General features: G+C 46.8%; 17 protein-coding genes. 11 read left to right on the forward strand and 6 right to left on the reverse strand.

Translation table 11 applies throughout. The features are described from left to right. The first annotated feature begins 22 nt into the window (after nt 1-22). The 3 genes from BP71_RS17910 to BP71_RS17920 are packed head-to-tail and all read left to right on the forward strand — an operon-like array spanning nt 23 to nt 3,472. A complete protein-coding gene (locus tag BP71_RS17910) occupies nt 23-2,545 on the forward strand; it encodes a LysM peptidoglycan-binding domain-containing protein (RefSeq protein ID WP_496381623.1) in 2,523 nt (840 codons plus the stop codon). Nucleotides 2,546-2,556: 11 nt separating this feature from the next. Next, nucleotides 2,557-3,156, forward strand: a complete 600-nt coding sequence (locus BP71_RS17915; RefSeq protein WP_496381625.1) for a DUF3109 family protein — start codon at nt 2,557-2,559, stop codon at nt 3,154-3,156. After that, nucleotides 3,140-3,472, forward strand: a complete 333-nt coding sequence (locus BP71_RS17920; RefSeq protein ID WP_496381627.1) for an MGMT family protein — start codon at nt 3,140-3,142, stop codon at nt 3,470-3,472. Before BP71_RS17915 ends, BP71_RS17920 begins: the two co-directional genes overlap by 17 nt. Nucleotides 3,473-3,524: 52 nt before the next feature. Here the strand turns inward: BP71_RS17920 and BP71_RS17925 are convergent, their stop codons facing one another. From BP71_RS17925 to BP71_RS17935, 3 genes are all read right to left on the reverse strand, one after another. Then, nucleotides 3,525-3,923, reverse strand: coding sequence for a hypothetical protein (locus BP71_RS17925; RefSeq protein WP_496381629.1), 399 nt, complete (start codon nt 3,921-3,923; stop codon nt 3,525-3,527). 241 nt (nt 3,924-4,164) lie between these two features. Then, nucleotides 4,165-4,737, reverse strand: coding sequence for a hypothetical protein (locus BP71_RS17930; RefSeq protein ID WP_496381631.1), 573 nt, complete (start codon nt 4,735-4,737; stop codon nt 4,165-4,167). Nucleotides 4,738-4,936: 199 nt separating this feature from the next. Further along, complete coding sequence (locus tag BP71_RS17935) at nt 4,937-6,403, reverse strand: sodium:solute symporter (protein WP_496381633.1); 1,467 nt, start codon at nt 6,401-6,403, stop codon at nt 4,937-4,939. Nucleotides 6,404-6,509: 106 nt separating this feature from the next. Here BP71_RS17935 and BP71_RS17940 point away from each other — a divergent pair, with 106 nt between their 5' ends. The 3 genes from BP71_RS17940 (at nt 6,510) to BP71_RS17950 (ending at nt 8,225) form a co-directional block, all read left to right on the forward strand. Further along, on the forward strand, nt 6,510-6,785 hold the full coding sequence (locus BP71_RS17940; RefSeq protein WP_496381635.1) for an ATP-dependent Clp protease adaptor ClpS: 276 nt from the start codon (nt 6,510-6,512) through the stop codon (nt 6,783-6,785). 73 nt (nt 6,786-6,858) lie between these two features. Beyond that, nucleotides 6,859-7,476, forward strand: a complete 618-nt coding sequence (gene recR, locus BP71_RS17945) for a recombination mediator RecR (protein WP_496381637.1) — start codon at nt 6,859-6,861, stop codon at nt 7,474-7,476. A 23-nt stretch (nt 7,477-7,499) separates the two neighbouring features. Then, nucleotides 7,500-8,225: a superoxide dismutase gene (locus BP71_RS17950; protein WP_496381639.1), complete on the forward strand. Its 726-nt coding sequence runs from the start codon at nt 7,500-7,502 to the stop codon at nt 8,223-8,225. Between the two features lie 128 nt (nt 8,226-8,353). On the opposite strand, the gene BP71_RS17955 is transcribed toward BP71_RS17950, so the two are convergent. Further along, on the reverse strand, nt 8,354-9,697 hold the full coding sequence (locus tag BP71_RS17955) for a tetratricopeptide repeat protein (RefSeq protein ID WP_496381641.1): 1,344 nt from the start codon (nt 9,695-9,697) through the stop codon (nt 8,354-8,356). Between the two features lie 140 nt (nt 9,698-9,837). On the opposite strand from BP71_RS17955, the gene BP71_RS17960 reads away from it, so the two are divergent. Beyond that, nucleotides 9,838-10,371, forward strand: coding sequence for a TlpA family protein disulfide reductase (locus BP71_RS17960; protein ID WP_496381643.1), 534 nt, complete (start codon nt 9,838-9,840; stop codon nt 10,369-10,371). Nucleotides 10,372-10,428: 57 nt separating this feature from the next. Here BP71_RS17960 and azu read toward each other — a convergent pair whose 3' ends face one another. Next, nucleotides 10,429-10,926: an azurin gene (azu, locus tag BP71_RS17965; protein WP_496381645.1), complete on the reverse strand. Its 498-nt coding sequence runs from the start codon at nt 10,924-10,926 to the stop codon at nt 10,429-10,431. Between the two features lie 95 nt (nt 10,927-11,021). Next, entirely contained in the window at nt 11,022-11,624 is a 603-nt protein-coding gene (locus tag BP71_RS17970; RefSeq protein WP_496381647.1) for a hypothetical protein, read from the reverse strand. A gap of 103 nt (nt 11,625-11,727) precedes the next feature. Here BP71_RS17970 and sucD point away from each other — a divergent pair, with 103 nt between their 5' ends. The 4 genes from sucD to BP71_RS17990 all read left to right on the forward strand — a co-directional run bounded on the left by sucD (nt 11,728) and on the right by BP71_RS17990 (nt 15,790). Next, nucleotides 11,728-12,606 (forward strand): succinate--CoA ligase subunit alpha, encoded by an 879-nt coding sequence (sucD, locus tag BP71_RS17975; protein WP_250769337.1) that lies wholly within the window; start codon nt 11,728-11,730, stop codon nt 12,604-12,606. Nucleotides 12,607-12,667: 61 nt separating this feature from the next. After that, nucleotides 12,668-13,849: a DUF4271 domain-containing protein gene (locus tag BP71_RS17980; protein ID WP_496381649.1), complete on the forward strand. Its 1,182-nt coding sequence runs from the start codon at nt 12,668-12,670 to the stop codon at nt 13,847-13,849. 41 nt (nt 13,850-13,890) lie between these two features. Continuing rightward, on the forward strand, nt 13,891-14,673 hold the full coding sequence (locus tag BP71_RS17985) for a uroporphyrinogen-III synthase (RefSeq protein WP_496381651.1): 783 nt from the start codon (nt 13,891-13,893) through the stop codon (nt 14,671-14,673). Nucleotides 14,674-14,812: 139 nt separating this feature from the next. After that, on the forward strand, nt 14,813-15,790 hold the full coding sequence (locus tag BP71_RS17990) for a PorP/SprF family type IX secretion system membrane protein (RefSeq protein WP_496381653.1): 978 nt from the start codon (nt 14,813-14,815) through the stop codon (nt 15,788-15,790). Nucleotides 15,791-15,838 lie beyond the last annotated feature (48 nt).

Genomic DNA, 15,838 nt, shown 5'->3' on the forward strand with positions numbered 1-15,838 from the left:
TCAGCCGAGCATTTATTCTTATATGGCCAGAACTTTCATTAACAATATCACCTCTTTTACTCACGTTGTCCTGCTGCTATTAACCAGCGGTGCAGTTTCTGCTCAGACCCAACCGGAAATACCCGCAAGTGTTTCTTTCGGAGGCATTACCGTCAAATTTGACCGGGGCGCACAGAACGTTATCGAGGAAGACGTCAAAAGTCTGATGTCCAACAAAAAGTTCTGGGAAGAGAAAATGGACCGCGCTGTCCTGCACTTCCCGATCGTGGAAGGAATTTTAATGGACGAAGAAGTCCCCATCGACTTTAAATACCTGGCGGTTCAGGAAAGCTCTTTCCGTCCCGATGTCGTTTCGAGCTCCAATGCTGTGGGGTACTGGCAATTCAAGCCCGAAACTGCCCGTGAATTGAATCTGCGTGTTGATGGAGATGTCGACGAAAGAAAGAACATCAGCTCATCGACCCACGCGGCTGCATGGTATCTGAAAAAGAACAATCAGCAATTCAATAACTGGGTTACGACCTTGTACTCTTACTACCAGGGTGCGGGAGGTGTCAAAAAAGTAGTTCCTGCCAGTTGGGCCTATGCGCGTGAGGTCACGCTCACTGCGAAAACCGACCGGTACATGCTCCGCTTTTTTGCCCATAAAATTGCATTGGAATCCGGAATCGAACGGTACAAGTCGCCCAACAGCTTTATTCTGATGGAATCGGACTATGGGAAGGGGCAGTCCTTCGAGGAAATAGCCAGATCCCTGAATGTGCCTTTAACCGAGCTGAAAAATTATAACAAGTGGCTGAATGATGATAAAATTCCAGCCGATCGCGAATATCTGCTCACATTACCTGTACCCGTGGACCAGGTGGCTTCCGTTCGTGAGAAATTGTCATTACCCCCACGCCAGACTGCGGTAGCATCGGTGTACGAAGACACTGGCTTCCCCGTTTTGAAAAAGGCGGCAGTACAATTGACGGAGCCCAATTCCCCGACATTATACGATATCAATGGTCTGCCGGGTATCGAAGCTCGTGCCGGGGACAAGCCCAAAACACTTGCCAAAGCAGCGGGTGTCCGTGTCCCACGCTTCATGCGCTACAACGACCATCTGGCCGATATGCCATTAATCCCCGGACAGGTTTATTATCTTTCCCGAAAACATAAAAAAGCCGCCACGCCATTTCATACGGCACGTCCCGGCGATACCTGGCTAAGCGTTTCCCAGCAATATGGCGTCCGCCTGGTGAGCTTGCTAAAATATAACCGTACAACCAGCCGGAACTATCCGATCCAAACCGGGCAAGTTCTTTTCCTGACAAAAAAACGGCCCCGCAAACAGCCAATCGAAATCATCGCACCGCCACAACCAACCACCTTACCGGCCCGAAAGGATTCTGTCATAGCTGTGGTCCCTGGAAAAGCACCGGTTGCGAGTTCCACGCCCATCGCGTCTAATAGTACGATTCCTGATAAACCCGCCGGGCGGAAAAAGTATACTCCCGTGTTGGTTGAAAAGACCGAAAGTAGTGCTGAAAAAGAGGCAGAGCCTGCCACAGCCCCTGCCACCACACCTACGGCTAACACCCCCGCCAAATCTTCAACGGCCGCTGCGGGGATATACAAGCCTTCTGCACCAGCCGCCAATACCAATGATCGCGTGGTGATCATTACACAGGACGACACCAATGCATCATTCAAATCGACTGAGGAAGAAAAACCGAATTCGAAAGCTGCTGCACCGTCCAAAGTTGTTACGCCCAATGACACCAGGACTACCGCCTCCTCGGGCTCAGTTTACGCCCGGCAGCGTGCAGCCGCAGCAGAAAAGGCAGCCCGGGAAGCAGAAGCAGCAAAGGAAGCGACTGCAAAAAAGGAAACAGAACCGGCAAGTTGGAACAGTGCCAACAAAGAAATCGCTTCGGCTGCGCCCAGCTATCACACTGTGCAGTCGGGCGAAACCTATTTCAGCATCGCCAACAAATACAACCTTTCGCTGAAAGATCTGTTGAGCATTAACAACCGTACCGCTCAGAGCCGACTTGTAAGCGGGCAAAAACTGCTTGTTTCCAGGACAGGTGAAGAAGGAGCACATCCGAAAGAAGTAGCGGAAAGACCAGCCCCAAGCAAGGTAGCCGTCAGTCGCCCGGCGCCCGCCGAAACCTTCAAAACGCCCGAAGAAATCAAGGAGGAAACCCGCTTGTCTGCAACTCCCGGTTCGGAATTCCATGTGGTTCAAGGCGGACAGACTTACTACAGTATTTCCAAAGCCTACGGAATCTCCATCAGAGAATTGCTTTCATTGAATAATCTGAGCGATTCAGATCGTCTGAAGTCCGGGCAAAAGTTACGTGTAAGAAGGGCCGAAGGCCAGGAAAACGGAGCTGAAACGCAGCCGTCCGGAAGCCAGACACATACCGTTGCACCCGGTGAAACACTGTTCCGCATTGCTCAGACTTACCGGACCAATGTAGAAGATATCAAAAAATTAAACAATATGTCCGGAAACAGTGTTATGGTGGGACAAAAACTTAAAATACCTCAGCAATAAGCTGTTCCGTTATGATTCTGATTAAAAATACCTGTATTAGCGACGACATTGAAGACCAGCAGTTTGTCTGTAATCTCGACAAATGCAAGGGGGCATGTTGTGTGGAGGGGGATTCAGGCGCCCCGCTGGATGAGGATGAGCTTGCTATTCTCGATGAAATCTATCCGAAGGTAGAACCCTATCTTACCGAAGCCGGGAAGGCTGTTATTGCCAAAGAAGGCACCTACACCAAAGACTGGGACGGCGATTATGTCACCCCCATCATTAACGGCAAAGAATGCGTATATGCTATTTATGACAAAAAAGGCATTTTGAAATGTGCGATAGAAGAGGCCTATAATGACGGAAAAATCAGTTATAAAAAACCGATTTCGTGCCACCTGTATCCGATTCGCGTAACTAAATATGAACAGTACCACGCGCTTAACTACGATCGCTGGGAAATATGCAGCCCAGCTTGCAGTCTTGGACAAGAATTGAAGGTACCAGTCTATAAATTCCTCAAAGATCCTCTTATCCGTGCATACGGAGCTGATTGGTACCAGCAGCTATCGGATGAGATCGATGAGCGCCAGGCAGCCCGTGCAAACGAGAATGAAAAAGGGAAATGAATTTTTTAGTGATGTTTACGATGTTGTCAGGCAAATACCCAAGGGCCGGGCAACTTCCTACGGAGCCATCGCTGCTTACCTCGGTGCCAAGCGCGGCGCACGGATAGTTGGTTGGGCCATGGGCAATAGCTACACCCAGGATGACATTCCGGCCCACCGCGTTGTCAACAAACAAGGAGAACTAAGTGCCAGGCATCTCTTTGACACCCCCACTACCATGCAGGAACGTCTTGAAGAAGAAGGTATAAAAGTGGAAAATAATCATATTCAGAACTGGGAAGAATGCTTCTGGGACCCGGAAAAAGAATTACACTGACAACAAAAAATCCCGACGTTAAGAAGTCGGGATTTTTTGTTGTCAGCATTACTTACTGTAAAGAGATTTGTTTCGAATTGGTACTCTGAATATTTACTTCCTTCACCAATTTGTCTTTTTTGTGAATTAACTCAAAGTAGTAGGTTCCGTCGCTCATTTCGTCGAGATTGAATACGCGGCGATACTTGGAGTCTTTTTCATTAAACACTTCGGAGTAATATACTTTACCCCCTTTGTCTTTCAAAACTACGCGCAATCTGTCATTTTCATTTTTGTTAACTGATAGTTTTACTTTGTTTGTGTCGTTGATTTTGTATAGGGCCGCATCAAATTTAACGGCACTGGCAGTTTCTTTTTCTTCGCTGTTTTTCTTTTTGTCACCTGCAATGGATGCGAAAGACAATGTGAGCGCCAAAGCGCAGGTCAGGATGGAAACAATGGAGATTTTCATGGCTAATTTATTTTATGTTATGGCTGACCGTACAATTGCACGGTTGTACCTACATAAAAAAAGGATGTGCCAAACCCGGTTACTATAAACTTTCGTCTGGCACATCCGATATTCAAAACACTGAATATCACCCAAATAAAAACATTTTTACAGCCATTTTTTACACGTTTTCCGTTTATATGGTTCTGTTCAGAACCGAACGTTTTTATTTGAAAGCGAACGCCTTAAAGGTTGCATGGGCCTAAATTTTTCCTCTGCTTTCATTCGCTATTTTCTGAATCATCGGTAGCCTGCTTGCAGGTATCGGGTGCCGGTAATCCCAGAATGCCGACACGCAAACGATCTTCCATTCCCCGTTGATCTTTTCAAGCAGCCTCACTTCCTTGCTGTGATGGAAGTTCTTCTCCGATTTATCGCTATTGAACTGATCCCAGGTAAGATAAGCCACATCATCATCGTAAAATTTGAAGATCATGTTCTTGCGTTCCACAATTGGGTGGCTGGATACAGGTTCGGGATTATCGTTGATATATTTCCCAACCTGCTTGTTGATATCTGCCCAACCCACGTTGGAATCGAAGGTCCCATCATCATTGCTCCAAGCCTGGAATGCATAATCGGTTTGGGCATAGTTCGATTTCCACGCATTGAAATCCCTGGCGAAAAAAGACTTCGTTTCGTTTTCTATAACTGCTTTGATCGCTAGCTTCTCCTTCTCGAGATTGGCCTGGCGGGTGGCCTCCTCGTCTTTGGCTTTATCCTTGCACGAAACACATAATACAAGTGCCAACATAATGACTGACAGTGTTTTCATATTGCAAAAGTTTAGTTTGTTAAATAAATAACCGAACTCCATCTTTCAACAAAACATCCATCAGGTGGCATGAAAGACACGCCTGATTTTATCAGAAAGTTAATATTATTTTGGATATATGCAAGAAAAAGCCTGGGAAATGTGTAACCGTTTCCCAGGCTTTTGAATATTAAAATATTTCCAGGAATCTGCCGCCTGCTTATACCTGTGGCACGTAACGTTTTCCGGCACGGTCGTGCAGCAACCACAGCCCGAGGAAAGTAATCAACCCATTGATTATGAGCCTCTCAAAGCCAAATTTATATCCATTGAACCATTCAGCCGAGTGATCGTTGATGATATAGGTCAGAATGGGAGCCAGGACGCAGACAAAAGGAACGAACCGGTCCTTAACAGGTCGTTTCAGGAAGGCACCAAAGGAAAACAGCCCGAGCAGCGGCCCGTAAGTATAACCAGCCAGATCAAATACTGCCGTAATTACCTCTTTGCTGTTCATCCGGTTGAAGATTAGGATTACCAGGTAGAAAACCACCGAGAAACCTACGTGCACCCAAAACTTGATCGATGAACGCTTTTCCTCCGGCCGCTTTTCGATATTCATGAAATCGATACAGAATGCGGTTGTCAACGCGGTAAGGGCCGAATCCGAGCTGGCGTAAGTAGCGGCGGTAATACCCAAAAGGAATGTAATGCCTACTACCAGTCCCAGATGATTCAATGCGAGCATGGGATAGAAATCATCCGTTTTAGCTGTCACGGGTATGCCTTGCGCCTCAGCATATACGTAAAGCAGCGCACCCAGCGACAGAAAAAGGAAGTTAACAATCACCAGCACCACCACAAACCAGAACATATTTTTTTGCGCTTCGCCGATGTTTTTGCAGGTCAGGTTTTTCTGCATTAAGTCCTGATCGAGCCCTGTCATCACAATAGCGATGAACACGCCGGCAAAAAACTGCTTGAAGAAGTTTTTGGGATCATTGGTTTCCCAGTAAAAGATCTTCGAGTATCCGCTTTTCTGAACGCTGGTCCAGATATCACCAATTCCATTCAGATTCAGTTCCTTAGAAACAAGTATGATCGTCAGAATGACCGCTGTAATAAGGAAAAAGGTTTGCAGTGTATCCGTTACGATGATCGTTTTGACCCCGCCTTTGAATGTATAAATCCAGATGAGGAATATCGTGATCGCCACCGCTACCTCGAACGGAATGCCGAGCGGCTTGAACAAGGCAAGCTGCAAAACCTGTGCGGCCACATACAGGCGCACCGCAGAGCCCACTGTGCGCGAGAGCAGGAAAAAACCCGAACCCGTTTTATACGACCAGAAACCGAAACGCTGTTCGAGGTAAGAGTAGATCGAAATCAGATTCAACCGGTAATAGAGCGGCATCAGCACCGTACCTATCACAAAGTATCCGAGAATATACCCGATCACCACCTGGAAGTAGGAAAACTGGATACTCGCCACCGCCCCGGGAACCGAAACGAACGTGACACCCGATAACGAAGTACCGATCATACCGAACGCCACCAGATACCAGGGCGACTGCCGGTTGGCGGTAAAAAAGGTGTTCGTATCCGCGCCCCTGGATGTATAAATGGACACTGTGATGAGCATTCCGAAGTAAACTACCAGTATCAGCAGGGAGATGTAAGGGTTCATTAAAGTGGGTATTTGAGGATTCAGGAGTGGATTAAAAGGCGCTTAAAAGCTTCGGATAGTCTCCATTTTTAATTAGATTTGCTAATCAAACAGAAATTTGGTTGTTATGCAAGCGCTCACAGATACAGAGCTGGAAATTCTGGAAGAAACCGTAGATACCGACATTAAAAAGTTGGTAATCTACAATGACGACGTGAATACCTTCGATTGGGTGATCGATACGCTGGTCGAAGTTTGCGGCCACACGAGCGAACAAGCCGAACAATGCACGATCATTATCCATTATAAAGGCAAATGCTCCGTTAAAGAAGGATCTTTCGAAGAGCTGGCCGGGATGCGCAACGAAATATGCCGGAGGGGCATTTCAGCCGAGGTCCATTGAGCCGTCTCTCGCACTGCCAGCATCAACAAACGGGTTTTGATATCCTCTCAAACCCATCACTCAGCATCTTCTCATGAATTATCCCTCACGTCTTATTGAGGAAGCCGTTGCCGAAATTTCCCGTCTGCCGGGAATAGGCAAAAAAACCGCATTACGTCTGGCACTGCATTTGCTGAAAAGAGATGAGGAGCAAACGCGCTCACTGTCCGATGCGTTGCTGAACATGCGTACCAAAACCACCTATTGCACCCGCTGCCATAATATTGCCGACGATGTGCTCTGTAATATTTGCAGCAGTAATAAACGCGACCAGACGACCATTTGCGTCGTAGTGGACACCCGAGACGTACTGGCCATCGAATCTACGAATCAGTACCGTGGCCTGTACCATGTACTGGGAGGTATTATTTCACCGCTGGAGGGCATCGGTCCGTCGGATCTGGAAATCGATTCATTAATGTCGAGAATCGCAGGTGAGCAGGAAGGCCAAGAGGCGGTTCAGGAAGTAATATTGGCACTGAGCCCTACCATGGAAGGTGACACCACCGCTTTTTACCTGCAAAAAAAGTTGAAAGCCACGGGCGTCAAGATAAGTACAATTGCAAGGGGTATCCCCATTGGCGGAGACCTGGAATATGCGGACGAGATCACACTCGGTCGCAGCATTGTAAGCCGGGTGGTTTACGATTAACACTAAACACTTAATGTACTATTATGAATAGAACAGATTTTTTGCGGACACTCGCTGGCAGCGCACTCACTGTTGGCGCATTGGCTGAGCAATCGATTGCCGGAGCGCCGGCCGCAGGATTATCCAACACTATACTGGCGGAAACCGCTCCATTCAAGCAGGGACCGCTTCCTTATGACTTCGGCGCATTGGAGCCCAGCATAGACAAAATGACGATGGAGATCCATTACGGTAAGCACCACGCGGCTTATGTAAAAAACCTCAACGACGCCGTAAAAGGAACTGAATGGGAGAAAAAATCGCTCGAAGATATCATCAAGTCGATCAGCAAAGCTCCGATGGCCATTCGTAACAATGGTGGCGGGCACTGGAACCATACTTTCTTCTGGGAAGTAATGGGGCCAAAGAAAAGCGCTGCTCCGACTGGCGCTGTTGCCGATGCGATCAACGGTCAATTCGGTTCATTCGATAAGTTTAAAGAAGAATTCGGCAAGGCTGCCACTACCCGCTTCGGCTCAGGCTGGGCATGGCTTGTTGCCAAAGGCGGAAAACTGGTAATAGGCTCGACACCCAACCAGGACAACCCGCTAATGGACGTCTCCGATTTAAAAGGAACGCCCATCCTGGGCCTCGACGTGTGGGAGCACGCATATTATCTCCATTACCAAAACAAACGTCCGGATTACATTAAGGCATTCTGGGATGTGGTAAACTGGGATAAGGTGGCGGAAAATTTGAAGAAAGCTTAATGTCACGCTGAGCGCAGTCGAAGCGCATGCATGATGCGGTTTTACCGTATGGACTGCCTTCGACTTCGCTCAGGCTGACATTTCTTTTTTCTCAGTCCTTCCAATTCCTCCCTTTCTTCCCCAAAAGCCTAATTACAATAAGTCCCAATGACCTTATAAGCGTGCTGATAGCCCAGCTCACCCGCCTTGCTCAGATCAAGGCAGCCATCGTTGACCTCGCCCAGGCTGTTTTTGATGATTCCTCTCAGATAATACGCTTCCGGATAATCCGACCGCAGTTTAATGGAGCTCGTGAAATCCAGCACCGCGCCCATTTGGTCGCCCGATGCCGAACGGATCATGGCGCGTGAGAAATAGGCATTGGAATAGGTGGGGTTAAGCTCAACAGCGGTAGTAAGGTCGGCTAATGCACCTTTCAGTTCCCCTACTTTCGACTTCGCGATTGCGCGTACATAATATGCCTCCGCGCGCTCGTTCGTCAGGTTTTCAATCTTCACATTCAGCTGCACATGATCACGCAACTCATCCAGCTTCTCCTTATTGATCTTACCTGTGAAAGCATTCTTTTTAGGATCACCTGTATAGGCATTTTTCACTTCAATGGCTTTGGACAAATCGGCGATAGCCCCGCGGGGGTCGTTCAGTTTCCCTTTGGCAAATCCGCGACCGTAATAGGCATTGTAATTTTCGGGATCGAGCTGGATGGTTTTATCAAAATCAATGATAGCACCCTGGAAATCATCTACTTTATTTTTAGCAAATCCACGGTTGCTGTAATACTCGCTGTCATTGGGACTCAGCTCGATGGCACGGGTAAAATCGGCGGCAGCCCCCTGATAATCGCCCAGTTCCAGTTTTGCCAACCCCCTGCCTGCGTAAGCACCCGTGCGTTTCGGGCTCAGCTCAATCACACGCGTGAAATCGGCGAGGCTGCCCGCATATTCCTGCAAATCCTGTTTGCAATTTCCTCTTGCATATAATGCTGCTAACTCGTCGGGATTCAACGCCAACGCGTGGTCCAAATCGACGAGCGCATTTCTGTGGTTTCTCAATTTGGCATAACTCACGCCACGATTGTAGTATGCCTTAGGCTCTTCCGGGTTAAGTTCGATGGATTTGGAGTAATCTTCGATGGCCGAGCGGAAGTCTTCCTGCAAACTTTTGCTCACGCCACGGCTCTGGTAATAAAGTGCTTCCTTGGGATTCAGCTCGATGGCTTTATCGTAATCCTGCATTGCACCACGGTAATCTTTGAGGTTGGCCTTGGCAAGCCCGCGGTTGAAATAGCTGGGCGCATGCTCGGGACTCATGGAAATAACCGCGGTGTACGCCTGCATTGCGCCGTTGAAATCACCCGTACCGGCTTTGGTGTTACCGTCTTCGAAGTACTCGGCAGCTGAACGTTGGGCGAAAGCGGGGCAAGAGAAGGAAAGTGCAAGGAGAAATGAAATGCCAGTAAATTGAAGTCTCATGAATGTAAACCTTTTCCTCAAATCGATGTTTTTTAAATAGTGTATAAAAGTATTCAAATTCCGAGTCAGCATCAAAAAAAGAAAAGCCCTATTTTTGGAATGGTTCCCATCCACATCCATTCACCAGAACTACACCAATTATGTTTTCAACCACGAAAAAAATATCCCTTGCTTTACTACTGCTCGTCGCAGGGGCGGCAGTCTATTTTGTGTTTTTCAAATCACCAGAGCAGGAAAACAATGTAGTCTCGGAAATACCGGCAGCACAGGAATCCGTTTATCTGCCGCTAACGGACTTGACGGGCAACCGGGTGACAATGAGCGAGGACAAAATCGCTTTTGTAAATGTATGGGCTACCTGGTGCGGACCGTGTAATATGGAAATGCCAGGTATTCAGACGCTTTACAACAAATACAAGAACCACAACAAAATCGCATTCTACATTATTTCTGACGAGGATGCGGCAACTGTAAACCCATTTATCGCCCGGAAGGGCTATGATCTCCCTTTTTATCAATACGCCGGACCTTACCCGTCGATGCTGGACGGCAATGCAATCCCGAGGACCTACATCATATATAAGGGAAAGATCCTGGCCCAGGAAATCGGCGCGTCACAATGGGATCGGCCGGAAGTCGTCGATTTGATAGAAAAGCAGTTGGCCGATATATAGAAACAGAAACGGGGCCGGATAATCCGGCCCCGTTTTATATTTAAAGCTCAGTTTCGCTTATTCAACGATGAAGCTACCTTTCATCAGCGCGTAGTGGCCTGGGAAGCTGCAAATGAAAGTATAAGTTCCTTTTGCAGGAGCTGTAAATTCAATTGTATCGCTTTCTCCTCCGCCTACCAGTTTGGTATGTGCGATGATGCTTGCCTTTTCTGACGCAGGGATATATTCGGTCTCTCTCGCAGCAGCGGCCTTCGAACCGAATGCAGCTACATCAGTACCCGCCTTCAGGAGCACCCAGTTGTGGCCCATTGCGGCTTTCGCAAGTTTACCTGAGTGTGTCAGCGTCAGTTTCACTTTTTGACCGGCCTTCACTTTGATCTCTTTCAGGTCGAACTGCATTGCATCACTTCCCTTGATCACGATCGTCTTAGCTTGCTTTACATCGCTTGCCACTTCTTTGGCAGGTGACGTTTTAGCCGAAACAGGGCTCATTGTAACTGCTCCGAAAGCCAAAACAGAGGCAAGAAGCATTACGCCATACTTGGTCCTTTTCATATTCTGAGTATTAGTAAACTTGTTTATTTAAAATTAACCGGTGCAATTTACGACACGCGGTCTGAAAAATGCAATGCATTAACAATTGTTTGAACTTAAAAGAGAATCTTATACTGGTCCCGAACGGCCCGACCTACGCATATAACCGATAAAACCATCATATAGTGATTGATATCAACGGGATCCATAGGAAGTGGAAGCCTCCCCGACTTCGTCGACAATGCGAGCAACATCATCGAGAATAAAGTCCATAGCGCACTCTTCTGTCTGTTGGCCAGCCCCACGCACGAGATCAACAACGTAACCAGGATACAAAACGATTTGATGATCAACCCTACGTATTCGACCTTGAACCACGTGATACAGTAGAAAAGAAGTGCCCCTAGTCCGATGGTTGAGACAAATAGGTACAGGCCGCTATTGTAACGCATGATCAGGCACCAGGACGCCGTGACCAGGCACATCGCGCCGAGTGTCATTTCCCCCGCAGTCAACAACTCCTGGACCTCTCCCACACTTTCTACGCCCGCATAACGCAACAGATCAGCCAAGGCTACAAGTGAAATACTAACAAAGAATATGCCCCAGAGCCACCTGACCAAAACAGGTTGCTGTCTGAAATACCGGAAGAAGACAAATAAACTGGTGATCGCTAAAACGAGGTTGGAAAATATATGTGGATTCAGAAATATGTTCATAAACAGCCGCCATGTTGTCAAAAAAGCAATTTACAAATTCTACCTACATTTTGCTACTTCGTGCTTTTCGTCCTACTTTTACCGAAAAAACTGATTTACCAACATGAGCGTTTTAGTTAATAAAAACTCCAAGATTATAGTTCAGGGATTTACCGGTTCGGAGGGCTCGTTCCACGCCCAGCAAATGATTGAATACGGTACGAATGTCGTAGGTGGTGTTACACCTGGCAAAGGTGGGCTTTCTCATTTGGAAAGACCTGTTTTTAATACTGTTGACCTTGCCGTGCGCGCTACCGGTGCAGACGTTGCCATCATCTTTGTTCCACCGGCTTTCGCTGCTGACGCAATCATGGAGGCTGCTGATGCTGGTATCGGCGTTATCGTCTGTATCACCGAAGGGATTCCTACCAAGGACATGATGCAGGCAAAAGAATATATCAAGAATAAGAACTGCCGCCTGATCGGCCCTAACTGTCCGGGTGTTATCACCGCTGAAGAGTGTAAAGTAGGTATCATGCCTGGTTTTATCTTCAAAAAAGGAACGATCGGTCTGGTTTCAAAATCCGGAACACTTACTTACGAAGCGGTAGATCAGTTAACACGCGCCGGATTGGGCCAAACAACTGCAATCGGTATCGGTGGCGACCCTATCATCGGTACTACCACCAAAGAAGCGGTTGAACTGTTGATGAACGACGATGAAACTGAGGCGATCGTAATGATCGGCGAGATCGGCGGAAGCATGGAAGCCGATGCAGCCAATTACATAAAATCCACGGGCAACAAAAAACCGGTGGTAGGTTTTATCGCCGGACAAACTGCTCCGAAAGGACGTCGTATGGGTCACGCTGGTGCTATCATCGGCGGTGCTGACGATACCGCGGAAGCAAAAATCAGGATCATGAAGGAATCCGGTATCTTCGTTGCTGAATCACCTGCGCTCATTGGAGAAACAATGCTCCTTGCGCTCGGAAAGAAATAATGCATTGTCTGAACAAATAGATGATAAGAGGGCTGGGGTAACCCCGCCCTTTTTTGTACCGATGAAGTCCATCCTCTCAGCTTCTTTTTGGGCTTTCTTAGCAGCAGTAAACTTGTTCGGAGTATCTGCGTTTGGTGCTGCGAAAGTTTCACCGCCAGAGCAGTTCTTCCCCGTTTACAACTACCAGGACGACTGGCTCGTATACAATGAGCAGTACAAAAACTATGTCCCGTTCTCGCAGGGCGTCAATGAAGGCACCCGGTTTGCCAGCCTGTACATCGATCTCGTTAAAAACAGAAGATATTCGTTACTAATCCAGGCCGGGAATGAAAGCTACCTGTTTCTTGAAGGCGCATTGCAGAACAGAATCGCACCCGGGCAATGGCAGCAACTAAATCTGGATAGCCTGTACAAGGTGTATCGCAAAGACGAATTATTGCTTACGATTTACGGCAGCGCCGGTATTGATGATAAAACAGTACTAATTTGTAACAAAAAAAAACAGAATGAAATAGGCCGCTCCACAACCGCCCGGTCCAGTATCATCAACATCAAACCGATATCATTTTCGCCATTTGGCAACTTTGCGGGTATTACGTTGCTGCTTATCCTGATCCTAAATGCATGGATTTTCAATCTCAACCCGCTTTCCTTCATACGTTTGATAAATCCAATCGAATTTTTCAACAACGACCCCCGCGACCAGTTATCGAAAATCAACAAGCCTTATAGCAACACGGTGATCTTTCTCGTTGTCATCAGTTCGATGATGATGGGTTTCACAGTGATCTACTTTTCCGTGAACAGGCTCAATTTGTTTTCAGTCAGCACGATCTTGTCTGAAAAAGCGAACACATTACAAATACTCGGCGATTTCTGTGTACTCACCGTCATCTTCTTTTTACTCATCTACGCGAAATACGTCTTTATGGTCCTGGCAGGCAACATGCTGAATCTGGACAAACAGGTCGATATTATTTTTATTAAAATAGTACAATCATCTTACCTCTTCTACGCATTGATCTTCATGGTTATCTTCGCACTGAATTTCAATCATATCAACTGGCTTGAGGTAAGTCGGCCTTACCTGCTTTTGCCATTTCTGGTTTTTTACCTGGCCCGTTTTTTCGGACTTTATCTTGTAGCCAAGCCTACGGGCTCGTTGATTAATCTCTATTTATTTTCTTACCTTTGTGTCATTGAAATGATTCCGCTAATCGTGAGTATGAAGTTTGCTTTGTAGTCAGCACAGATGAAACGGGAATAAACTAATGAGGATTATACATGAGTGATACCATCAATTTTGATCAGGACAGACTAAAAAAAGTAACCAGTCTTTTAGTAAGTCAATCCCGACCAGCCGACGAGAATTCACCTTACTATGAATTAGCCAGAAAGTATAATATCAAAGTTGATTTCAGGCCATTCATACACATTGAAGGAGTCTCGTACAAAGACTTCCGCAAACAAAAAATCAACATTCTGGATCACACGGCCGTGATCTTCACCAGCCGTAATGCCATTGACCATTTCTTCCGCATTTGTAATGAAGGCCGGATCGAGGTTCCTGCTACCATGAAATACTTCTGTATTTCCGAGCAAACTGCCAACTACCTTCAGAAATACATCGTGATCCGCAAAAGAAAGATCTTTACAGGTACTAAAACAGCCGCGGAATTGATCGAACTAATGCGCAAGCACAAGAAAGAGAAGTTCCTGTATCCCTGCTCAGACGTCAGAAAGAACGACATCCCTGAATTCGCGGATACCGAAGAGTTTCATTTCGTAGAGGCCACGATGTATCAGACGGTATCTTCCGACCTTTCGGACCTGGAAGATGTATATTATGATATCATTGCATTTTTCAGCCCGTCAGGTATAAAATCTCTGTTTGAGAACTTCCCTGACTTTCAGCAGAACGATACCCGAATCGCCGCATTCGGATCAACGACCGCAAAGGCGGTAGAAGATGCAGGTCTCATGGTCGATATTCAGGCTCCATTGCCTAATGCCCCTTCGATGACAGGTGCACTTGACCTGTATATCAGAAAAGCCAACAATGTATAGTAAAGCCGGTTTATATGCTCAAAAGCCCTGGAAAAAATCCAGGGCTTTTTGATGTTTATGTCAATTTTTTTAAGCAATATGCGTTATGAATCTAAATCCGAAAGCATATCAGCGTGTTCCTTAAATCCATTCCAGCGGCATGACTTTGACCTTTACCTTTCGAAGTAACAGATATATCCGGCTAGTTGTCTTTTTGCTTCTTTCTCCCTTTTGCGCTATCGCTCAAAAAGACGCTCAGTTCAGCCTTTTTTCTCTGAATCAGCTTTATCTGAATCCTGCTGCCGCAGGTGCGGATGGTCTCACGAAATTCCAGTTGACGCACAGGACTCAATATGCTGGCTACCAGGGCAATAATCTCGATGATACGGGTGGTGCACTTTCGACCCAGCTATTCTCGTTCAGTATGCCTTTCAAGAATTTCGGGGTTGGATTTTACGCGCTGAATGACAAAAGCGGTCCAAGAACAGACCAGGATTTCAAAATCTCGGCTGCCTACCACATTCCGGTGGCCGGCGGGAAATTTCAGGTAGGAGCAAGCGCAGGTTTGTTCCGTCAGGCAATAGACTATGGTAAACTACGCGCCCGTGATCCCGATGATCCATTGATACAAACCGGTACGGTTTCTGAAATAAACCCTGATTTTTCTGTCGGCGCGCGATTTGAAAACGAAACATTTTATGCAGGAGTATCTCTAAATCATTTCCTGAAACCCAAGTATCAGTTGGGATCCGAAGCAGGTACCAACCCGCTCCCGAGAACATTGTACTTCAATGCAGGTGTGAATATCGAACTTGGTTATCTGCTGGATATCCAACCCATTGTTCTCGTCAAATCTGATATCAGCACCGTATCTGTTGAAGGCGGGGCCACGGTAACCTATAATAAGAGATATTGGATCGGCGGAACGTATCGTCAGCAAGATACTTATTTCATCATTATGGGCGGAGTTTATCTGTTACCGGACCAATCCCTCCGTTTGTCAGGCGCCTATGACCTGGTGATAGGTGGCGATAAGTCAAAAGCGCCCTCATCTTTCGAGGTGATGTTGTCATACGCTCTGCCTTCTCCGAAATTAGGCAAAAAATCGATCATCCGCACTCCCCGGTTCCGCTTCTGATGAGCACAATACGCCTCAAATAATATTAATATATTATCACTAAATTAT

This window comes from Dyadobacter ginsengisoli DSM 21015, from assembly GCF_059568735.1.